At 60.9% G+C, this 20118-nt stretch carries 19 protein-coding genes and 1 riboswitch; of the genes, 10 read left to right on the top strand and 9 right to left on the bottom strand.

Going from position 1 to position 20118, the window contains the following annotated elements; all coding sequences use genetic code 11:
* Nucleotides 1–8: 8 nt before the first annotated feature.
* Nucleotides 9–995 carry a type II secretion system F family protein gene (locus tag I2G20_RS11935; protein ID WP_196259941.1) on the top strand — a complete coding sequence of 329 codons (987 nt, stop codon included), beginning with the start codon at nt 9–11 and terminating at the stop codon, nt 993–995.
* Here the strand turns inward: I2G20_RS11935 and recQ are convergent.
* On the bottom strand, nt 992–2815 hold the full coding sequence (recQ, locus tag I2G20_RS11930) for a DNA helicase RecQ (RefSeq protein WP_343070337.1): 1824 nt from the start codon (nt 2813–2815) through the stop codon (nt 992–994). The two genes, I2G20_RS11935 and recQ, sit on opposite strands and share 4 nt — an antisense overlap.
* Before the next feature lie 147 nt (nt 2816–2962).
* Between recQ and I2G20_RS11925 the strand changes: the two genes are divergently transcribed.
* Nucleotides 2963–3751 (top strand): DUF72 domain-containing protein, encoded by a 789-nt coding sequence (locus tag I2G20_RS11925; protein ID WP_196259940.1) that lies wholly within the window; start codon nt 2963–2965, stop codon nt 3749–3751.
* Here I2G20_RS11925 and I2G20_RS11920 read toward each other — a convergent pair.
* Nucleotides 3748–4896, bottom strand: a complete 1149-nt coding sequence (locus I2G20_RS11920; RefSeq protein ID WP_196259939.1) for a DNA recombination protein RmuC — start codon at nt 4894–4896, stop codon at nt 3748–3750. The genes I2G20_RS11925 and I2G20_RS11920 overlap by 4 nt on opposite strands.
* Before the next feature lie 105 nt (nt 4897–5001).
* Here I2G20_RS11920 and def point away from each other — a divergent pair, with 105 nt between their 5' ends.
* The 3 genes from def to truA are packed head-to-tail and all read left to right on the top strand — an operon-like array spanning nt 5002 to nt 7205.
* Entirely contained in the window at nt 5002–5517 is a 516-nt protein-coding gene (gene def, locus I2G20_RS11915) for a peptide deformylase (RefSeq protein ID WP_196259938.1), read from the top strand.
* Between the two features lie 24 nt (nt 5518–5541).
* Nucleotides 5542–6465, top strand: coding sequence for a methionyl-tRNA formyltransferase (fmt, locus tag I2G20_RS11910; protein WP_196259937.1), 924 nt, complete (start codon nt 5542–5544; stop codon nt 6463–6465).
* Nucleotides 6466–6467: 2 nt separating this feature from the next.
* Entirely contained in the window at nt 6468–7205 is a 738-nt protein-coding gene (gene truA / locus I2G20_RS11905) for a tRNA pseudouridine(38-40) synthase TruA (RefSeq protein WP_196259936.1), read from the top strand.
* On the opposite strand, the gene I2G20_RS11900 is transcribed toward truA, so the two are convergent.
* The 4 genes from I2G20_RS11900 to dapD are packed head-to-tail and all read right to left on the bottom strand — an operon-like array spanning nt 7202 to nt 10341.
* Entirely contained in the window at nt 7202–7756 is a 555-nt protein-coding gene (locus I2G20_RS11900; RefSeq protein ID WP_196259935.1) for a hypothetical protein, read from the bottom strand. The genes truA and I2G20_RS11900 overlap by 4 nt on opposite strands.
* A gap of 25 nt (nt 7757–7781) precedes the next feature.
* The gene (locus tag I2G20_RS11895; RefSeq protein ID WP_196259934.1) at nt 7782–8315 is read right to left on the bottom strand and encodes a hypothetical protein; all 534 of its coding nucleotides are present in this window, start codon (nt 8313–8315) and stop codon (nt 7782–7784) included.
* Nucleotides 8316–9485, bottom strand: coding sequence for a succinyl-diaminopimelate desuccinylase (gene dapE, locus I2G20_RS11890; protein WP_196259933.1), 1170 nt, complete (start codon nt 9483–9485; stop codon nt 8316–8318).
* Nucleotides 9486–9495: 10 nt separating this feature from the next.
* The gene (dapD, locus tag I2G20_RS11885) at nt 9496–10341 is read right to left on the bottom strand and encodes a 2,3,4,5-tetrahydropyridine-2,6-dicarboxylate N-succinyltransferase (protein WP_196259932.1); all 846 of its coding nucleotides are present in this window, start codon (nt 10339–10341) and stop codon (nt 9496–9498) included.
* 171 nt (nt 10342–10512) lie between these two features.
* On the opposite strand from dapD, the gene I2G20_RS11880 reads away from it, so the two are divergent.
* Nucleotides 10513–11361: an LOG family protein gene (locus I2G20_RS11880; protein ID WP_196259931.1), complete on the top strand. Its 849-nt coding sequence runs from the start codon at nt 10513–10515 to the stop codon at nt 11359–11361.
* 52 nt (nt 11362–11413) lie between these two features.
* Here the strand turns inward: I2G20_RS11880 and I2G20_RS11875 are convergent, their stop codons facing one another.
* From I2G20_RS11875 to I2G20_RS11865, 3 genes are all read right to left on the bottom strand, one after another.
* The gene (locus I2G20_RS11875; protein ID WP_196259930.1) at nt 11414–12637 is read right to left on the bottom strand and encodes a hypothetical protein; all 1224 of its coding nucleotides are present in this window, start codon (nt 12635–12637) and stop codon (nt 11414–11416) included.
* Nucleotides 12638–12769: 132 nt separating this feature from the next.
* A complete protein-coding gene (locus tag I2G20_RS11870) occupies nt 12770–13471 on the bottom strand; it encodes a pyrimidine 5'-nucleotidase (RefSeq protein ID WP_196259929.1) in 702 nt (233 codons plus the stop codon).
* Nucleotides 13472–13538: 67 nt separating this feature from the next.
* Nucleotides 13539–15386 (bottom strand): monovalent cation:proton antiporter-2 (CPA2) family protein, encoded by a 1848-nt coding sequence (locus I2G20_RS11865; protein WP_196259928.1) that lies wholly within the window; start codon nt 15384–15386, stop codon nt 13539–13541.
* Nucleotides 15387–15506: 120 nt separating this feature from the next.
* Between I2G20_RS11865 and I2G20_RS11860 the strand changes: the two genes are divergently transcribed.
* From I2G20_RS11860 to I2G20_RS11845, 4 genes are all read left to right on the top strand, one after another.
* Entirely contained in the window at nt 15507–15863 is a 357-nt protein-coding gene (locus I2G20_RS11860) for a GntR family transcriptional regulator (RefSeq protein WP_196259927.1), read from the top strand.
* Nucleotides 15860–16744: an ABC transporter ATP-binding protein gene (locus I2G20_RS11855; protein WP_196259926.1), complete on the top strand. Its 885-nt coding sequence runs from the start codon at nt 15860–15862 to the stop codon at nt 16742–16744. Before I2G20_RS11860 ends, I2G20_RS11855 begins: the two co-directional genes overlap by 4 nt.
* Nucleotides 16741–17628 carry a hypothetical protein gene (locus I2G20_RS11850; RefSeq protein WP_196259925.1) on the top strand — a complete coding sequence of 296 codons (888 nt, stop codon included), beginning with the start codon at nt 16741–16743 and terminating at the stop codon, nt 17626–17628. Before I2G20_RS11855 ends, I2G20_RS11850 begins: the two co-directional genes overlap by 4 nt.
* A 144-nt stretch (nt 17629–17772) precedes the next feature.
* A complete protein-coding gene (locus I2G20_RS11845) occupies nt 17773–19476 on the top strand; it encodes a SulP family inorganic anion transporter (protein WP_196259924.1) in 1704 nt (567 codons plus the stop codon).
* A gap of 402 nt (nt 19477–19878) precedes the next feature.
* Nucleotides 19879–20027: riboswitch (FMN riboswitch) on the top strand.
* Nucleotides 20028–20118: the final 91 nt, after the last annotated feature.

Below are 20118 nucleotides of genomic sequence, written 5' to 3'. Positions count from 1 at the left end.
TTCCCCGCGTGAGCCTTGTCGATCAGATCGTCAAACCCGAATTCCTGACCGCGCTCTTTGCGGCGATTTCGGCTGCAGCGATCGTCTTCACCTTCGGCGCGCACATGGCCGAGCGGTTCGAACGCAATGACCGGATGAAGCGGGTTGCCACCGAGCGCGAACAGATGCGCGCAAAGGAGATGGCGCGCCTGCGCAACCAGGAAGCGGCCAAGGGACAGGGCGGACGCAATATCCGTGGCGCCGAGAGCAAGTCCTACATGAAGGACGTGGTCGAGCGGTTTTCACTGCAAAAGGCCTTCATGGACGAGAATACCACCGACCGGCTCGCCCAGGCCGGTTTGCGCGGACAGGCAGCGTTGACCCGCTTCCTGTTTCTTCGCTTCGTAAGCCCGATTGCACTGTTTATCGTCGCGGCGTTCTACCTGATTGTTGTGATGCCGGGCGACAGGCCGCCCTTCCTCAATGTGGTTTATGCTCTAGGCGTGGGGCTCGTCGGCGCCTACCTGCCGGTGCTGCTCCTCAAGAACAGGATCGACAAGCGCCAGGCATCAATCCGGAAAGCCTGGTCCGACGCCCTCGATCTGATGCTGCTTTGCGTCGAAGCTGGCATGTCGATCGAGCATGCCATTAAGCGCGTGGCCAAGGAAATCGGTCTTCAAAGCGCCGAACTTGCCGAAGAAATGACGCTCACGACCGCCGAACTGTCCTTTCTCGAGGATCGGACAAGGGCCTTTGAAAATCTGGGGCGTCGCACCGGGCTCGATGGGGTGCGCTCGGTGATGACCGCGCTTATCCAGGCCGATCGCTATGGTACCTCGGTCGGCCAGGCGTTGCGCGTCATGGCCGAGGAAGGTCGTGATCAGCGCATGATGGAAGCGGAAAAAAAGGCGGCGGCCCTGCCCCCCAAGATGACCGTGCCGCTGATCATTTTCTTCTTGCCCGTGCTGTTCATCGTCATCATGGCGCCAGCGATCATAACGGCGACATCGCTTTAAACGCCCGCGATCGCAGTAAGAAACGCCCTGCCAAAGCGTTCGAGCTTGGCTGCCCCGACGCCCGGAAGCGTGCCCATCGCCTCAAGCGTTGCAGGGCGCGCCATCGCCATCGCCTTGAGCGTTGAATCGTGGAAGACCACATAGGGCGGCACGCCCTGCGCCTTGGCGAGTTTTGCGCGCGTTTCTCTCAGGGCCTCAAACACGCCGCGGGCCTGAGGGTCGAGATCGGCGGTGGCGCTCAGCGCTCTTCTGACGTCCGCTGATTTGCGCACCGGATCGCGCCGGAACATGATCCGACGGTCTTTTTTGAAGACTGCACGCGCGCCCTCATCGAGCTTGAGCGCGCCGTGGGAATCGTGGTCGACATGGAGCAGCCCCATGGCCGTCAACTGCCGCAGGACCGACTGCCAGATTTTGGCGTCCAGCTCGCGCCCCGCCCCGAACACCGGCTGGCTGTCATGCCCGAAACGCGTGACCTTGTCCGTCACCCGCCCGACCAGAACATCGATGATGTGGGCTGCGCCGAACCTCTGGCCGGTGCGGTAGATCGCGGCCAGCGCCTTGATCGCCTCTTCCGTTCCTTCCCAGGTCTCGACAGGATTGAGGCACGTATCGCAATTGCCGCAATTGCCCGGATGGTTTTCTCCGAAATGGGTAAGAATCGCCTGCCGGCGGCACGAGGCGGTCTGACAGACGCCCAGCAGCGCATTGAGCTTGGCGTTCTCGACCCGTTTGACGGCCTCGGGTGCATTACCCTCCGAGATCATGCGCCGCCGCTGGGCGACATCGGCCATCCCGTAGCTCATCCATGCATCCGCCGGCAGCCCGTCCCGGCCCGCACGCCCGGTCTCCTGATAATAGGCTTCGATGGAGGCGGGCAGGTCGAGATGCGCCACGTAACGCACGTCAGGCTTGTCGATCCCCATTCCGAAAGCGACGGTTGCCACAAGGCATACACCGTCCTCGCGCAAAAAAGCATCCTGGTTGCGCTCTCGCACCGCGCCATCGAGCCCCGCGTGATAGGGCAGTGCCGGAATGCCTTGCCCCGTCAGCCATTCGGCGGTGTCCTCCACCTTGGCGCGCGAAAGGCAATAGACAATGCCCGAATTGCCCTTGTGGGGGGCGAGAAAGGCAAGGAGCTGCTTTCTGGCATTGGCGCGCTCGACAATCGTATAGGCAATATTGGGCCTGTCGAAGCTGGCCGTGAATACTGCGGCCTGCTCGAGACCGAGCCGCTCGATGATATCGGCTCGCGTCGTGGGGTCTGCAGTGGCGGTCAGCGCAACGCGCGGAATATGGGGGTAAAGCTCCTTGAGCTGGACCAGTTCGCGATATTCGGGCCGGAAATCGTGTCCCCACTGGCTTACGCAATGGGCTTCGTCGATGGCAAAGAGCGCAATATCGACCCGCGAGAGCAGATCGTGAAAACCGGGGGCCGAAAACCGCTCGGGCGCGACATAAAGGAGGTCGAGTTCGCCGGCGAACAGTCTGTCGCGCACGGCGCGCTGATCCGCCCCGCTCATCGAGGAATTGAGGGTGCCCGCATTGACCCCGGCCTGCTTGAGGGCTTCGACCTGGTCGCGCATCAGGGCAATCAGCGGCGAGATAACAACCCCAACGCCTGGCCGGCAGAGCGCCGGGATTTGGTAGCACAGCGATTTACCCGCCCCCGTAGGAAACAGTACCACGGCATCCCCGCCCCCGGTGACGTGTCGCACCACGACCTCCTGCTGGCCGCGAAACCGCTGATGTCCGAACACCGAGGCGAGGATATCCAGCGGATCTCTTCTGGTCTGGGTGGATGCGAAAAGCGATGACACAGGCGCGCTCGAAATGGTCTGGCGGGAAAGGACAAGCAGAGGGCGATTCGGTGCCCGGTCTCTTTGTGACCTGCATCAAGGAGCCGAGGCAAGCCTTGCGGGCAGCGAAGAATCCGGTAAGGCTGCAGATGTCCAAGGGAGAGAGCAATGGCGGGATCAATTCATATCGGCGTCGGCGGCTGGACCTTCGAACCTTGGCGGGGGACGTTCTATCCACAAGGCCTCGCCCAGAAGCGCGAGCTCCAATATATGGGCGAGCATATGACTTCGGTTGAGATCAACGGCACCTTCTATGGCAGCCAGAAGCCCGAGAGTTTCCAGAAGTGGCACGATGAGGTGCCGGAGAATTTCGTTTTCTCGCTCAAGGGCTCGCGGTTTACCACCAATCGCCGCGTGCTCGCGGAGGCCGGAGAATCCCTCTCGAAGTTCCTTTCGAGCGGAGTGACCCGGCTTGGCAAAAAGCTCGGGCCTATCAACTGGCAACTGGCCGGAACCAAGAAATTCGATCCCGACGATTTCGCAGCGTTTTTGAAGCTCCTGCCCCATGAGATGGACGGCCTGCGTATCCGCCACGCGGTAGAGCCGCGCCACGAGAGTTTTTGCGATCCCCAGGCTATCGCACTGGCGCGCGAGAATGGTGTGGCGCTGATCACCGGCTGCGACAGCAAATTTCCCGTGATTGCCGATCCCACGGCCGACTTCGTATATCTGCGCCTGATGGGGACGAGCCCCGATAACGAGAAAGGCTATTCCGATGCCGATCTCGATGCCTGGGCCGAGCGGTTGAAAATCTATGCCGGGGGCGGTGTCCCCAGCGACCTACCAAGCTATGGCCCGGCGCCCGAGAAAAAGCCGCGCGACGTCTTTGCTTATGTCATTGCCGGCGCCAAGGAGAAAAACCCCGCCGCCGCGCAGGCGCTGATCAGGCGAATCTAGGACTGGTCCTCGAGTCTGGGCCGTTCCTCGAACTCCATCGCCTCGATCCGCTCGCCCCGTTTTGTGAGCTTGCCGGTCGAGATCAGAATCTCGTCGATATCCTGATTGGCCTGCCGGAAATGGGTTTGAAGCTTGTTGACGCGCTCGTTGAGCCGTCCGACATCCGCGAGCAGGGCGATCACTTCCTTCTGGATGACATGGGCCTGCTCGCGCATCCGCACATCGCGCAATAGCGCCTGGATGACCTGGATCGAAAGCATCAGGAGTGAAGGAGAGACGATCACCACCCGCGCCCGCGCCGCGCTCTGGACGACGTCCTCGAACCGCTCGTGAAGGTCGGCAAAGATCGATTCCGAAGGCACGAACATGAATGCCGTGTCCTGCGTTTCGCCGGTGAGCAGGTACTTTTGCGAAATCGCCTTGATATGAACTCCGCAGTCGCCGCGGAATGTCGTCATCGCAGCACGCAAGGCCTCCGGCCCTTCGGCCTCGCTGATTCGCTGCCAACCCTCGAGCGGGAATTTGGCGTCGATCACCAGAGGTGGCGCGTCATTGGGCATGAAAATGAGGGCGTCCGGCCGCGAGCCGTTGGAAAGCGCTGTCTGGAAACTGTAGGCCCCCATAGGAAGCCCGTCGGCGATGATCGCTTCCATCCGCCCCTGCCCGAATGCACCGCGCTGCTGCTTGTTCGCAAGGATCGATTGCAGCGAGACGATCTCGCTCGAAAGCTGCGTGATATTGGTCTGCGCGCGGTCGATAACCGCCAACCGCTCAGCGAGCTTGGTCAGAGTTTCATCTGTCTTTTCGCGGCTTTCGGTCATCGACTGGTTGACGCGATGGCTCGACGCATCGATCCGCTCGGTCAAAAGCCGGGCGAGGTCGGTGGTGCGGGAGCCGAAGATCTCGCTCATCGTCTGCATCCGCCCGGTCATCTCGGACTGGATGCGCATCATGTCGGCGATATGGCGCTCCATCTCACCGGCCCGCCGTGCTTCCTCGACGGCCTCCGTCGCCCGCTGGCGCGAAGCGCGCAATTGGACGATGACCATGACGACCAGCAGTAAGACCGTAACGCCCAGGCCCACGGCAAGCGTCTCGAGAACCGTCACCGACCGTCCGCCAATATCGAAAAGGACTGTTTCCATAATGTTCTTGTTATCTGATTCGCAGGTGCCCATATCTCGCTTTGCTTGACCGCGCCCGCCAAGGTGCATTAACGAAATGCGCAATCTCCCGGAACCGAGGCCCAGATGAGTATACGCCCGATCCTTATCCTGCCCGATCCACGCCTGCGCCAGGTGACTGAGCCGGTCGACACTTTCGATGACGAGCTCAAGAAGACGATCGAGGACATGTTCGAGACCATGTACGACGCGCCCGGCATCGGACTGGCGGGGCCGCAGATCGGTTATATGAAGCGCGTCGTGGTGATCGACCTCGCCGATCCGGAAAACCCGGACTCGGGCAAGATCGCGATGATCAACCCCGAGATCGTTGAAATGAGCGAGGAAACAGCGGTTTCCGAAGAAGGTTGTCTCTCGATCCCCGAGCTCTATTACGAGGTCGAACGCCCCACCGAGGTGACGGTCAAATTCTTCACGCCCGAAGGCAAAGAAGTGACGCGCCATGCGACCGGGCGACTCGCGGTCTGCATGCAGCACGAAATCGACCACCTCGATGGCGTGCTTTATATCGATTACCTCTCACGACTGAAGCGCGACCGCGTGATCAAGAAGTTCCAGAAGCGCGCGCGGCAGGCCGGCTAGTTCGGAAACGACGGAGAATCGGCGATGAAGGTCGTCTTCATGGGAACGCCCGATTTCGCCGTGCCCACCCTGACCGAGATCGTGATGCGCGGGCATGAGGTTATCGCCTGCTATACCCGCGCGCCCAAGCCCGCCGGACGCGGACAGGCCGAGCGCAAGAGCCCCGTGCATGAGGCTGCGGAAGGCTTTGGTATCCCCGTTTTTACACCGCGCAATTTTCGGGACCCGGCCGAACGCGCGACCTTTGCGGCTTTGGGGGCCGAGACTGCCGTGGTCGTTGCCTATGGGCTGATCCTGCCCATCGAAGTGCTCGAAGCGCCCGAAAAAGGCTGCTTGAACCTTCATGGCTCACTTCTGCCCCGTTGGCGCGGCGCCGCTCCGATCCAACGCGCGATCATGGCCGGAGACCAGCGCACGGCCGTTTCGATCATGAAGATGGAAGAGGGACTCGACACCGGTCCGGTGGGTCTGGTCGAGGAAATCCCCATTGGCCCGGACATGACGGCCGGCGAACTGCATGACGAGATGATGTGGCGCGGCGCCGATCTGATGGGAAGGGCGCTCGCTGCGCTCGAACGCGACGCGCTGGTCTTTACCCCGCAGCCGCAAGAGGGCGTGACTTACGCGCAAAAGATCGAAAAGGCGGAAAGCCGGATCGATTTTTCGAAGCCTGCGCACGAGGTTCACAATCACATCCGCGGCCTGTCGCCGTTTCCCGGGGCCTGGTTCGAGATCGAACTGGGCGGCAAGCCCACCCGCATCAAGGCTCTGCGCTCGCAATATGCCGACGGGCAAGGCAGGCCGGGCAAGATTCTTAACGGGCTGACCATTGCCTGCGGCGCGGGCGCGATCCGCATCACGCACGTCCAGCGCGAGGGCAAGGGGGCAATGGATGCGCAGGCGTTCCTGCGCGGCACCGGCGACCTCGCGGGCATCGAGGTGGGCTAGCCATGCCCCGGTACAAACTCACGATCGAATATGACGGAACCCCGTTCTCCGGCTGGCAGTGCCAGGACGGCCAGCCTTCGGTTCAGGAAACCCTGGAAACGGCGATCACCGCCTTCAGTGGTGAGACGGTCCGTACCCAGACGGCGGGTCGCACCGACGCGGGCGTTCACGCGCTGGGTCAGGTGGCTCATTTCGATCTCGAAAAAGACTGGGATCCCTTCCGGGTTTCGGAAGCCCTCAATTATCATTTGCGGCCGCATCCTGTCGCGATCCTGTCGTGCCAGAAGGTTGGAGAGGATTTCGAGGCGCGGTTTTCCGCGCACGCCCGGCATTACGAATATCGTATCCTCAATCGCCGGGGACGGCCCGCGCTCGAGATGAACCGCGTTTGGCACGTTCCTGTCCCCCTCGATGCCGGCGCCATGCACGAGGCCGCGCAAAAGGTACTCGGCCAGCACGACTTCACCACCTTCCGCGCCGCCGAATGCCAAGCCAAATCGCCGGTCAGGACACTCGACCGGCTCGATGTGTCGCGAGAGGGCGAGATGGTCGTCATTCGCGCGTTCGCGCTTTCCTTCCTCCACCATCAGGTGCGCTCGCTTACCGGATCGTTGAAACTGGTCGGCGAGGGCAAATGGCGGGTCGAGGGATTGCGCGACGCGCTCGACGCGCGCGACCGCTCCCGCTGTGGCGCGATGGCGCCCGCAGCGGGTCTCTACCTTGTAAGGGTTGACTACTAGACCGGGACGGGGACGAACAGCCCCAGTATCCCGAGTCCGAGCACCACGCCGACAACCTGTGCGATCATCAGCATTACGATCTGCCCGACATTGAGCCCGACGACCAGCCGGGCGTTATTGATCCGCGCCGCGAGCCCGGCGACGATTGCAACAAACATCACGACTTCGCCGCTCAACCCCACAAGTCCCGCGAGCGCCAGGATGATGGAAATGAATGCATTGAGCCAGTTGTCGACCGTAAGGAACGGCACGAACTTGTCGGATTTTCCCAAGGCCCGAAGCACGGCCCAACTCGCCGCCACCAGGGCGGCGTAAAGCACGACATTGGTGAAAACGAGCACCAAGCTCGTAATTCCGGCCCCCGTTCGGGTGAGCGCCGCGGCGCCCAGGGTTATGGCAATCGAGACCATCAGCGCGATAAAGCTCGAAACCAGGCCGCGAAGATCGATCTCGAAATAGCCCGGTGCATCGCGACGCCCGATCAGCAGCCTCCAGGCGCCCTGAGCGGCATTCGCAGCTTCCTGCTGGAAGGTTGGCGGGATTGCGGACACAATAACGGGCCTTTCGACGAGAAAGTTAGGCGGAGACGGCGAACATGCCGCCCATCATGTAGAGTGAGTAGGGCAGGCCTGCAACAAAGTTGAACAGTGCAAACGCGAGCGCGGGGCCGAAGGCCAGCCCGGCGGCGCGGCCAAGTTTATGAAAGAATACGGCGGTCAGCGCGAGAATGGCACCCCATAGCGGGACGCCGATGAGGATTGTCACCGCTCCGGCAAAATTCATCAAGGCCAGAAGGAAAAGCCCCGGAACATAGAATTCGGTGACGGGGTTCGGCAGCGCCAGTGCCCGCCGAGCGAAGCTCGCTGAAATGACGAGTGCAAGCACCGGCATGGCATGGCCTGCGATCAACGTGATCATCGTCTGAGATGCGGGCATGCCGACGCGCATGACCAGTGCGATCACCGAGAGCGTCGCGGCGGCGAAATAGAGGACGAAGCCCAGATTAAGCGCTTGAGCATCGAAGGTGAAAAAGCTCCGCCAGTCGCTGTGCCCGCCCAGAATCCTCGACCAACCCTTGAATGCGGCAGTTACAGTCTCGTTCACGCTCATCTATCGGCTCCCTTCGAGAAACCGTGCGGTGAAAACCGCATAAAGATCCGTTAGCCGGTCGACATCGGCAACGGGCACACGCTCGTCCACCTGATGCATGGTAGCGCCAACCAGGCCGCATTCGACCACGGGGCAATAATCGGCGATGAACCGGGCGTCGGAGGTGCCCCCGATCGTAGAATGTGTCGGCACCATTCCGGTGATTTCCTCCATCACAGCACAGAGATGGGCAACATGTCCCTCCGGCGGGGAGATGAAGCATCGCGAAATCGGCCCCAGAACCTCAAAAGCGATTTCGCAGCCGCGCGTGTCGTTGAGACCGGCGATGCGGTGCTTGATCTCCGCTTTTAGAGTTTCGCCCGTCCATGTTTCGTTGAAACGGACATTGAAACGCAGTTCGCCGCGGCCCGGGATGATGTTGGCCGTGGGGTTGCCCGTATCGATCGAGGTCACCTCAAGATTGGAAGGCTGGAAATGTTCGGTCCCGCCATCGAGCGGATTGTAGAGCACACGCACCAACTCCGCGAGAACCGGCATTGGATTGTTGGCGCGCTGGGGGTAGGCGACGTGACCCTGCTTGCCCAGGACTGTGATTTTGCCCGAAAGCGAGCCCCTGCGCCCGATCTTGATCGAATCCCCGAAAACCTCAAACGAGGACGGCTCGCCCACTATTGCAAAATCGAACCTGTGACCCTGGTCAGCCGCCCATTCGAGCAGCTTTTTTGTGCCGTTGACCGCATCGGCTTCTTCGTCGTTGGTAATGGCGAGCGAAACGGTGCCCTTGTTTAGCCCTCCGTCATGCACGAGCCTGGCCATCGCTCCGCAAAAAGCGGCGACGCCGCTTTTCATGTCGGTCGCTCCGCGCCCCCACATGATCCCGTCGATGATCTCCCCTGAAAAGGGGTCGTGGGTCCAGGCTTCGAGATTGCCTGGCGCGACCACATCGGTATGCCCGGCAAAGAGCAGGTGAGGGCCAGGGGCGTGTCCCGCGCGGGTTGCAAAGAGATTATCGACGGGATAGGAGCCGTCACCTTCAAATCCGAGACGCGTGCAGGTAAAGCCCAGTGGGACCAGAAAGGCCTCGAGTACATCGAGCACGCCTTCTTCCGCGGGCGTCACCGAAGGCCGGCGAATGAGATCGGCAAGAAGGGAAACCGAGGGGCTGGTCATCGTGGTCGGCTCAGTCCCGCAACAGATCGTTGATCGAGGTCTTGGAGCGTGTCTGCTCGTCGACACGCTTGACGATCACCGCGCAATAAAGGTTCGGACCCGGCTCGCCATTGGGCAGCGGCTTGCCCGGCAGCGACCCCGAAACCACCACAGAATAGGGCGGCACCTTGCCGATATGAATTTCACCCGTTGAGCGGTCTATGATCTTGGTGGACTGGCCGATAAAAACGCCCATCGAGATGACCGAGCCTTCGCCCACGACGACACCCTCGACGATTTCCGAACGGGCCCCGATAAAGCAGTTGTCCTCGATGACGACCGGCCCGGCCTGCAAAGGCTCAAGCACGCCGCCGATCCCGACCCCGCCCGAAAGATGTACGTGCTTGCCGATCTGCGCGCAGGACCCCACCGTGACCCAGGTATCGACCATCGTGCTTTCGTCGACATAGGCGCCCAGATTGACGAAGGAGGGCATCAGGATCGCGTTCTTGCCGATGAAGGCGGAGTGCCGCACGATAGCGCCGGGCACCGCGCGGAACCCGGCCTCCCGAAAACGGTTCTCGCTCCAGCCGGCAAATTTCGAGGGCACCTTGTCCCACCAACTGGCGCCGCCCGGCCCTCCCGAAATCGCTTCCATGTCGTTGAGCCGGAACGAGAGCAACACGGCCTTCTTGAGCCATTGGTTGACCTGCCAGTTGTCGTCCTCGACCTTTTCCGCCACCCGGGCCTGGCCGGTATCGAGGAGATTGAGGGCCTCACGGACGGCCTCGCGAACCTCGCCCGCCGTCTGGTAGTTGACGGCGTCGCGGTTCTCGAAAGCGGCTTCGATAGTTGCGGCAAGGTCGCGGTATGACATATGTGGTGTGAGCCTCGAAATCGGTGGCGGATCTTGTTCGGCGCGGAACATAGCCCAAGGCGCCAGCCCACGAAACCCTTGACCCCCGATTCAGATTGTCCTTGCACAGCGGCCATTGATCCTTAACACCCGGCTGCGAAAATAGATCGAACCAAATCAAGGAGCCCCCAAATGGGCCGCAAGCGCCATTCTCCGCTCAGGACTTCCGTCGAAGACATAGAGGTCGTCCGCCATGTCCCGCAAACCCCTCAGAGCAAGTCGTCTGCCTATCGCCTCGCTTTTGCCGACGAGGAGTTTCTGACCTCCGAGGATCTACGGGGAATGCGCTTTCACCTCGAATACCTCAAGGTCGAAAGTCGCTTGCGTATGGCCGAGATCGATTCGACCGTGGTTCTGTTCGGCGGTGCGCGGATTCCCGAGCCCGGCAAGCCTGCCTGGGCCGCCAAGACCGAGCTGGCAAAGAAAAATCTCGAAAAGAACGCAAAATACTACGCGGAGGCCCGCCGCTTTGCGCAACTGGCATCGAAAACGTCCCAGGCGACCGGCTACCGGGATTATGTCGTGGCCACCGGCGGTGGTCCGGGCGTCATGGAGGCGGGGAATCGCGGCGCCGCCGATGTCGGCGCGCCTTCGATAGGCTTCAATATCGTCCTGCCGCACGAGCAGGCACCGAACCTGTTCGTAACCCCCGACTATTCGTTCAATTTCCACTATTTCGCGACGCGCAAGATCCACTTCCTGGTGCGCGCAAAGGTTGTGGCGATCTTCCCGGGCGGTTTCGGCACGCTTGACGAGTTTTTCGAAACCCTCACCCTGATCCAGACCGGGCGCATGGAGCGCATACCGTTGCTGTTATTCGGCAGCGAGTTCTGGGGCCGCGTCATCAATCTCGATGCGCTTGTTGAAGAAGGCACCATCTCGCCTGACGACGTCAAGCTCTTCAGGATCGTCGACACGGCGGACGAAGCCTGGGAATGCGTCCGGATGGCCTACAACCTGCCTGTCATAGCCGTGGATTGAACAAAAAAGGCCCGGCTGCGCGCCGGGCCTCCTTGTGTCCTGTCATCCTGGCCTACTGGTTGGCGCGCACCTGCACATTGAGCAGATCGACCAGCACGAACGGATCGTCCTCGGCGGCGGCAAATTCGGCAACGCCCACCGGGCTATCGGGTTCGGCGACGATTTCGATGCTCTGGGGATTATCGATGAACGCGTTGACCGCGCGGGTAACCGACGCCTTGAATGCAGCATCGGGAACTTCGGCAAGCACCATCGGAACCATGAATTTGAGTCCGCTCGCAAGCGTGGCCCCGTCGATGCCCTGCTCCGCGGCAGCGAAATCGAGGATTTTCATAAACAATGAGGCATCCTCGTAGCGGATAGCCAGTTTTTCGACCTGAATCTCCATCAGCTTTTCGAGCATGGCCTCTTCGAAAGCGGCCATCTCCGCTTCCTGGATCGTTTCGCCGGCCTGGGCAAGCTCGGCCATCTTGAGATTGATCTTGAGCATCTCCTGATAGAATGCCCGGGTATAGCCGCCGATCGTTGCGCTGAACCTCAGCGCCGCCAGATCGTCGACGGTAAATACGAAGTCTTCCAACACCGCTTGTCCCGTTTCGGGATACCAGACGGTTGTGGCGCCAACCCACCCATTGAACTGCTCCAGCCCGAACGCGGCGAGGACTTCGGTCGCCTCTTCATCGGGAATCGACGAAAGATCGCCGCTGATACCACTGATCTCGAGGCTCGTTGCGATCGCGCTCATATCCTCGCCAAGATCCATGACGCCCGATATGGAGGCAACCGAGAAAACTTCCTCACCGTCCTTGGAGATCGAAAGCGGCCCCATCGACGCCGTTTCGTAAAGCCGCAGGGCCTGAGGCAGGATATTGCTGAAGTCGAGGGCCGCCGGAATGGTGATGCCTGTTACGGCAATGTTCCGCAGGGAAACCGATACATCCTCCTCGAGGTCATCGATTTCGATATCGGCAGTCGAGGCGCGTTCGACCTCATAGCCCCCGTCGCTCGCTTCACTGACACCGGAAAAAACGATATCGCCCGGCACTTCCACATCGTCCTCGCCGGGAATGTAGATGGTGAAATCGGAGAGCGTCACCGTATTACCCTCCGCGGTCGCCGAGGCATAATCGACGGAGACGCCAAAAAACTGAACCGCGGCCTTGAGCTTTGAGCCGAAATCGTCGGCATCGAGTGCCCAAGCCGGATGCGCCGCAAGAGCAATGGCGCTGGCAAGCGCGATCCGCGAAACCTGATTGAGCATGGTCCGTATCCTCATTTTATCGCGCCGTGCGTAGCGCGTCTGTTGATTATCAGGGGCAATATGAGCGGGATTTATAATCATCGCCCGCAGCAAGAGCTAGCGGCATTTGTTGCGCTGAGTGTTTGGCAATTAGATGACGGGCGGCGTTCAGCGCCAGCGCAGGAAGCCCACGAGGTCGTCGGTCACGTGATGGACGTGGGGCTGTGCGTCCCCCCGCCCAAGCTCCCATGCATCGACCTGTTCGTGCACGAAGTCCTCTCCAGCGACGACCTGCACCGTGATCATCCCCGTTTCGTGAGGGACCACGAGATTCTTTTCAAGATCATCAAACATGATCGCCGACCCGGGATCGACCGCATGCTCGGCAAGGAAGGACTCGTAGGCCTCCCGCAAGGGCTTGGGCTGGAAGCGCGCCGAACGGATATCGAAGATGGCTTCGAAGAGATCGTCGGCACCCAGGCGCGAAAGCACGGCGCGGGCGTGGCCTTCGTCAGCATTGGTGAAGATGAACTTGCGCCCCGGCAGCGCGCGGATGGCTGCGACCAGCTCGGGATGCGGCTCGACCGGGGAATAATCGATGGCGTGGACCGCATTGAGATAGTGATCTGGGTCCACGGCGTGGGAGTGCATGAGGCCGTTGAGCGTGGTGCCGTGATCGCGGTAATAGGTTTTCTGCAACGCGCGCGCCGCCTCGAAATCGAGGCGTGCCAGCTCCATTACGTAATGGGTGATACGGATATCGATCTGGGCGAAAAGATTACAGGCTCGCGGATAGAGCGTATTATCGAGATCGAACACCCAGTCGGTGACTGTATCGAGGTGACGCACAATCGGGTTCATGTTGTTCATCGCGCCAATATAGCACCAACCGGTGAACGGGAAATGACCGGCTTTTCTTCCCCTTCGCCCCGAGCCGTCAAGTCGCCTCGCCCGACACACCCGAAACGATCTCGGCGGTTTCTTCTGTCAACGCCTGCCCCTTGCGACGTGGCGTGGTGAGCGGGGTCGGCAGAGGGCCGCCTGTATTGCCGCGCAAAAGATCGGCACCCGCCATCAGCCCGCCGGCCATCTGCATCTCGAGCCGCTCGGCGTCGCGGCTGCGGACCTCCTCGACGACGTCCTGTGCCTCTTCCGGGTCGACTCCGAGGGCAATCAACACCTGGCGTCCGAAAACGAGCGAGGACTCGAGCATTTCACGCAGATGGTAATCGACCCCGATACCGGTGAGCTTGAGGGCATGTTCGCGGTCAAAGGCGCGCACAAAGAGCGTCGCCAGCGGGTACTCGTGCTTGATATGCTCGGCGATCAGGGTCGCATCGTCCGGCCGGTCGATGCAGACGAGAATCATCCGCGCGCTACCCGCGCCTGCCGCGTGAAGGATGTCGGGCCGCGTGCCATCGCCGTAATAGACCTTGAAGCCGAATCTGGCGGCGGCCTGGATCATCTCGACGTCGTTGTCGATGATGGTGACGTCCACCCCCTTCGCCAGCAGCGGCTGGCATACCAGTTGCGCGAAGCGCCCGAAGCCGATGATGAGCACGGTCCCCGACAGCCCGTCCGCCACTTCCTCCACGCCATCGAGGCTCAAACCGTCCTTGGGTTTGTAGCGGTTGAAGACGACGATGATGAGCGGAGTGAGGATCATCGAAACGATCACCGTAGTCGCAAGGATCGCGTTCATCTCCGGGGTGAGAATCCCTGCGCCCAATGCGGCTGAGAACAAAACGAAGGCGAACTCCCCACCCTGCGCCATGAGTACTGCGCGTTCGAGCGCTTCGAGATTGGTCGAGCGCAGCAGTCGCGCGATCAGGTAAATACCCAGCGCCTTGACGATCATGTAGACAATGACCGCCAAGATGATGAACGGGTAGTTCGCCGCGATCACCGCAAGGTCGAGCGACATGCCGACGGCAATGAAGAACAGACCCAAAAGGATGCCACGGAACGGTTCGATGTCGGCTTCCAACTGATGGCGGAAGCTCGATTCCGAAAGTAGCACGCCGGCCAGAAACGCGCCCATCGCCATCGAGAGTCCGCTGATATCCATCGCCAGCGCCGCCCCGAGCACGACGAGCAGCGCCGCCGCGGTCATCACCTCTCGCGCATGGGCGTTAGCGAGGATGCGGAAGAGAGGATTGAGCAGGAACCGCCCGACCAGTACCAGCCCGACGATGGCCCCGACTGCAATGCCGATGCCGGTCAACCGGTCGATCAGCGTCACTTCGCCGGCCTGTGGGGCGATGAATGCGATGAAGGCAAGCAGGGGTACGATGGCGAGGTCTTCGAGCAGCAGCACAGACACCATTTTCTGCCCGGCAGGGGTCGTCAATTCGCCGCGCTCCTCAAGCGTCTGGAAAACGATCGCCGTGGACGTGAGCACAAAGCCCAAACCCGATATCAGTGCAATGAGTGGCGGCAGCCCAATAAGCACGCCCGCCCCGGTGAGGAGCATGGCGCAGGTGGCGACCTGCAATACCCCCAGCCCGAAAATCTCGCGCCTCAGGCTCCAGAGCCTGCGCGGCTGCATTTCCAGTCCGATGACGAACAGGAACATGACCACGCCCAACTCGGCCGTGTGCAGGATCAATTCGGGTTCGGTGACGATCCTCAGCCCGAATGGGCCGATGACAAGACCGGCGGCGATGTAGCCTAGAACCGAACCCAGCCCGATACGTTTGAAGATGGGCACCGCGGCGACGCCCGCCGCAAGGATCGCGACAACCGGGAAAAGTTCGATACTGCCGTGTGCCGCTTCGCCTGCCATTAAATCCGCCCCTTGAAGATGGAGCGGGAGGCTAGACCAACGCCGGAGCGTCCGCAAGAAGCCCGGTTGACGAAAGCGATCTGGTGTTATACTGATATACTACACTATATGGAACTGCACATGACCCAATGGCGTGACGACCAGCCGATCTTTATCCAAATCCGGCAAAGGATGATCGAGATGATCCTCAATGGCTCCATCGATGAAGGCGATGCCCTGCCATCCGTGCGTCAGGTCGCAACCGACCTTTCCGTCAATCCCCTGACCGTCACAAAATCCTACGAGGCGTTGGTCGATCTGGGCATCGTGGAAAAGCGCCGGGGACTGGGCATATTCGTGACCACAGGCGCGCGCGCCGCCCTTTTGCACCACGAGCGCGAAAAATTTCTGGCCGAAGACTGGCCGGCGATTCTCACCCGGATCGCTGCCCTTGGGCTCGACGTAAAGGACCTTCTGGATAACGGAGATCGCAAATGACCATCGAGGCGCCCATCATATCCGCGCGCGGCTTGCGCAAGCGGTTCGGCAAGTCCGAAGTGCTGCACGGGCTGGACTTCGATATTCCCGCCGGACGCATTTACGGCCTTGTGGGGCACAACGGCGCGGGTAAGACGACAACACTCAACGCGCTTTTGGGCCTGACCCAATGCGAGGGTCGGATCGAGGTTCTTGGGCTCGACCCCTTTGCCCATCGCGCGGAACTGATGAACAACGTGGCGTTCATCTCCGACGTGGCGAGCCTGCCGCGCTTTCTGCGGGTGCGCGAGCTCTTCGCCCTGCTTACCAACATCCACCCTAATTTCAGCCAGGAAAAGGCGCGCGATTTCCTTGCGGGAACCGATATCCGGCCCGAGGCCAGAATCAAGAATCTCTCAAAGGGGATGATTGCCCAGCTTCATTTGGCCGTGGTCATGGCCATCGATGCGAAACTCCTGGTGCTCGACGAACCCACCCTCGGCCTCGATATCACCTATCGGAAACGGTTCTACCGTCGCCTCCTCGAAGACTACATGACCGAGGAACGCACCCTGCTCATCACCACCCACCAAGTCGACGAAATCGAATTCATGCTCTCCGATATCATGTTTATCCGCGATGGCGAGTTGATCGTCCATATGCAGATGGAAACGGTCAATGAGAAGTACGTCCAGCTCGTTGTTTCGGATCCTGGGAATATCGAAAAGGCACGAGCCTTGGGGCCGGTATTCGGCGAGACCCGTTTCGGCCAGACCGTCATGATCTTCGACGGCGTCCCGCGCGCTTCGCTTGCGCCCCTGGGGCAGCTTTCGACACCCACGCTTTCAGACCTTTTCGTTGCGCTCATGCAGCGCGAAACGGTTAACGCCGGAGCGGCATGATGCAGGCGATGATTGCTCTCGTTAAACGCGAATATCTCGAACATCGCGGCGCATTCGTTTTCGGGCCCGCCATTCTCCTCGGGCTCATGCTGCTCGCTTCGCTCTATATGACGTGGTCCGTGAGCTTTGATGCCCGGCTGCACGAGGAGATGTCGAGCGCGCTGCGCTTTTATGAAGCCGCCTTTGCTTTCCTTGCGGCCGGCTGGTGGATCTATCTGCTCGTCATGCTGTTCTTCTATTTCGCCGATGCGTTTTCGTCAGACAGCAGGAACAACTCGATGCTGTTCTGGAAGTCCATGCCGCAGACCGATTTCAAGATTTTCGGCGCCAAGATGACAGCCGCCTTTACGGTTTTTCCCACGGCCATCCTTCTTGCCGTGGCGATCAGTGGGGTGATCGCCTATCTCCCTGCATTCAGCGCAGGTAATGTGCTTGCCGGCTTTTCGCCTCCCGGGCCGTTCGAAACCATTGGCGCCTATTTCAATATCCTCGCGGTCGCCATCGTGTTCTACGCCCTCGGCTTGCTCTGGTACGCTCCGTTCTTTGCGTGGGTAGGACTTCTGAGCGTCCTCTTTCGCCGCTGGGCCATCCCGCTCGCCTTTCTTATCCCGGTGACGGCCGGCCTTTTCGAGAATCTGTTGACCCGCCGCTGGGAACGCGACGGGGGGCTGATCCTCAACTTCCTCAAGGAGCGGATGAATTTCCGGTTCCAGGGGCTCGATTTCGAAACTGTCTGGGTTTTGGGCGAGCCGTGGAATGCGCCCGGGCTCATCGTGAGAATGTTCGCGGGGGTAAACTGGACGTCGCTCGCAGGCGGGCTTGCCGTCGCAGTGATCCTCGTTTTCCTCGCAAGCGAATACCGGCGACGATACGTGCTCACCTGAGGACCACCCCTATTACGTAAGCGTTATTGCCTTATTAGGGCGCAAACGCCTAAGCTCGCCGTCGTTTCGATGCGACGGCGACCGCCGACAGCCCTGCCGACGATCCCGCCGCCTTTTTGGCACCTCTGAAAAGGCAGCAGGCCCATGACCTCAACTTCCCACCGCCCGGTAGCCGCGGACAAGCCGAGCTTCATCGAAGAGTTCACGCCCAAAAGCCTCACAACGCTGCGCGAAGGGTATGGCTTTACCCAATTGCGGGCAGACGCAATCGCCGGGCTGACTGTCGCAATCGTTGCGCTGCCGCTTTCGATGGCGATCGCCATCGCGTCGGGGGTGACCCCGGACCGTGGACTTTATGCGGCGATCGTCGGGGGGTTCCTTGTTTCGCTGTTCGGCGGCAGCCGGTTCCAGATCGGTGGTCCCGCGGGCGCATTTATTGTGCTCGTTTCCGCGACCGTCGCGCGCCACGGCGTTGACGGCTTGCTGCTCGCCACCGCGCTGTCGGGGGTGTTGATGATCGGCATCGGATTGCTGCGCCTGGGCACCTTCATCAAGTTCATTCCATATCCGGTGACGGTGGGATTTACCGCCGGCATTGCGATTATCATCCTGGCCAGCCAGCTACGGGATTTGTTCGGACTCACGCTCGACGGGCGGGAGCCGGGCGAAATCGTCGAAAAGCTCCACGTACTTTGGGTCGCGCTCCCCACCATGAATGGTGTTGCGGTTGCGGTGGGATTCGGAACCATCGCGATGATCCTTGCGCTCAACCGTTTCGCACCGAGATTGCCGGCCTTGTTGATTGCGGTGGCCGCTACAGCGCTAATTGCCGGCCTGTTCGGCCTGCCGGTCGCAACCATCGGGAGCCAGTTCGGCGGTATTCCCAATGCGCTACCCGTTCCCGCCTTGCCTGAGATCAGTGGGGAGCGGATCATCGCGGTCTTGCCCGATGCCATTGCATTTGCGCTCCTGGGGGCGATCGAATCGCTGCTCTCTGCTGTCGTCGCCGACGGCATGACGGGGCGGCGGCACCGCTCCAATTCCGAGCTTCTCGGTCAGGGCATTGCCAATATCGGTTCGGCACTTTTCGGCGGCATCTGTGTCACCGGGACCATCGCGCGCACCGCGACCAATGTGCGCTCGGGCGGACGCACGCCGGTTTCGGGAATGCTCCATGCGCTCTTCCTGCTCGGCTTCGTGATGGTCGCCGCACCACTTGCCAGCTACATCCCCCTCGCTGCCCTGGCGGGGGTACTGGTGGTCGTCGCCTGGAACATGATCGAGCGTCACGCGATCTCGGCGCTGTTCCGCGGCTCGCGCGGGGACGCCGCGGTTTTGGCAGTGACTTTCCTGCTGGTCGTTTTCCGCGACCTGACCGAGGGTATCGTCGTGGGCTTTGCGCTCGGCGCGCTCTTGTTCATTCACCGCATGGCGGCTGCGGTGGCCATCGAAGAACGCAAGGCAACGCATACCCATCCCGAGACTGATGACAAGTCTCCATACGACCCCAGGCAAGCGACCGATAACGCTACGGTCGTATACAAGATTTCCGGGGCCTTCTTTTTCGGCGCAGCGGCGAGCGTTGGAGCGATCCTCGATCGCATAGCCGATCAGCGCAAAAACTTTGTGCTCGATTGCACCGACCTGCCGGTGCTCGACTCGACCGCCGCCCACGCGCTCGAAGGTGCCGCGCGCAAGGCACGTCAATCGGGCATAAGGTTCATCATCGCCGGTGCGCGCGCTCCCATCCGGCGGATGCTCCTGACCCATGGCGTCCGCCCGCCCATGGTCAAGTACAAGCCCGATGTCGCCTCGGCTTTGGCATTTCTCGACAAGGATGGGGGATGAAAGCGGGCGCCGCCCGATCAGCGCGCGCATTATCGGTAAGAAAAACCGATTTGTGAACTGCGCTTTCGCGCCGATCCCCGGTCGATATGGGCTTGTCATGCATCAAGAACGCAGGCAGCATTGTAACCGTTTTCAACCAGTTGAAAGGAGGTGATCCAATGTCTAGTGAGATCCGCGCAGGCGGGAGCGGCTTTGGGTGTGAGGTGATAGCGGCGAGGCAGCCCTCGGCGCTTTGATCTTCTTCCTCCGAACCATCTGATGGTTCAGTCACTCTTTGCGTGACGGTATCATGGAAGGACCACTCGAAATCCGGGTGGTCCTTTTTTGTTGGCTTAAAGTGCTTGATCCCGAATATCCGCGGCGCTATCTATTTCATCGGCGCTTCACGATGAAGTGCCGCATAGACGTTCTCAGGGCGGGGTGGAAGTCCCCACCGGCGGTAACGGGCTCCAATGCCCGAAGCCCGCGAGCGCCTTTCCTGTTGGAAAGGGTCAGCAGATTCGGTGCGATTCCGAAGCCGACGGTCATAGTCCGGATGGAAGAGAACGGGATTTGGACCGGCCGTGCGTCCGCGAGTCTTCGCGCGCGTTCGGGCCTGCGGTCTTCGATCCCGCAACCCCTGAGGTCACTGGTGGTTAGCGA

This window comes from Pelagibacterium limicola (assembly GCF_015694405.1).
Classification (GTDB): domain Bacteria; phylum Pseudomonadota; class Alphaproteobacteria; order Rhizobiales; family Devosiaceae; genus Pelagibacterium; species Pelagibacterium limicola.
The sequence above is the reverse complement of the archived record's forward strand: the minus strand, read 5'-3'. Positions and strand labels throughout refer to the sequence as shown.

What these genes read in the sequence shown, in the direction of transcription:
- I2G20_RS11925 (WP_196259940.1), top strand. Translation starts at nt 2,963, where the DNA reads ATGGCGGGATCAATTCATATCGGCGTCGGCGGCTGGACCTTCGAACCT.
- I2G20_RS11920 (WP_196259939.1), bottom strand. Translation starts at nt 4,896, where the DNA reads ATGGAAACAGTCCTTTTCGATATTGGCGGACGGTCGGTGACGGTTCTC.
- def (WP_196259938.1), top strand. Translation starts at nt 5,002, where the DNA reads ATGAGTATACGCCCGATCCTTATCCTGCCCGATCCACGCCTGCGCCAG.
- fmt (WP_196259937.1), top strand. Translation starts at nt 5,542, where the DNA reads ATGAAGGTCGTCTTCATGGGAACGCCCGATTTCGCCGTGCCCACCCTG.
- truA (WP_196259936.1), top strand. Translation starts at nt 6,468, where the DNA reads ATGCCCCGGTACAAACTCACGATCGAATATGACGGAACCCCGTTCTCC.
- I2G20_RS11895 (WP_196259934.1), bottom strand. Translation starts at nt 8,315, where the DNA reads ATGAGCGTGAACGAGACTGTAACTGCCGCATTCAAGGGTTGGTCGAGG.
- dapE (WP_196259933.1), bottom strand. Translation starts at nt 9,485, where the DNA reads ATGACCAGCCCCTCGGTTTCCCTTCTTGCCGATCTCATTCGCCGGCCT.
- dapD (WP_196259932.1), bottom strand. Translation starts at nt 10,341, where the DNA reads ATGTCATACCGCGACCTTGCCGCAACTATCGAAGCCGCTTTCGAGAAC.
- I2G20_RS11880 (WP_196259931.1), top strand. Translation starts at nt 10,513, where the DNA reads ATGGGCCGCAAGCGCCATTCTCCGCTCAGGACTTCCGTCGAAGACATA.
- I2G20_RS11875 (WP_196259930.1), bottom strand. Translation starts at nt 12,637, where the DNA reads ATGAGGATACGGACCATGCTCAATCAGGTTTCGCGGATCGCGCTTGCC.
- I2G20_RS11870 (WP_196259929.1), bottom strand. Translation starts at nt 13,471, where the DNA reads ATGAACAACATGAACCCGATTGTGCGTCACCTCGATACAGTCACCGAC.
- I2G20_RS11865 (WP_196259928.1), bottom strand. Translation starts at nt 15,386, where the DNA reads ATGGCAGGCGAAGCGGCACACGGCAGTATCGAACTTTTCCCGGTTGTC.
- I2G20_RS11860 (WP_196259927.1), top strand. Translation starts at nt 15,507, where the DNA reads ATGACCCAATGGCGTGACGACCAGCCGATCTTTATCCAAATCCGGCAA.
- I2G20_RS11855 (WP_196259926.1), top strand. Translation starts at nt 15,860, where the DNA reads ATGACCATCGAGGCGCCCATCATATCCGCGCGCGGCTTGCGCAAGCGG.
- I2G20_RS11850 (WP_196259925.1), top strand. Translation starts at nt 16,741, where the DNA reads ATGATGCAGGCGATGATTGCTCTCGTTAAACGCGAATATCTCGAACAT.
- I2G20_RS11845 (WP_196259924.1), top strand. Translation starts at nt 17,773, where the DNA reads ATGACCTCAACTTCCCACCGCCCGGTAGCCGCGGACAAGCCGAGCTTC.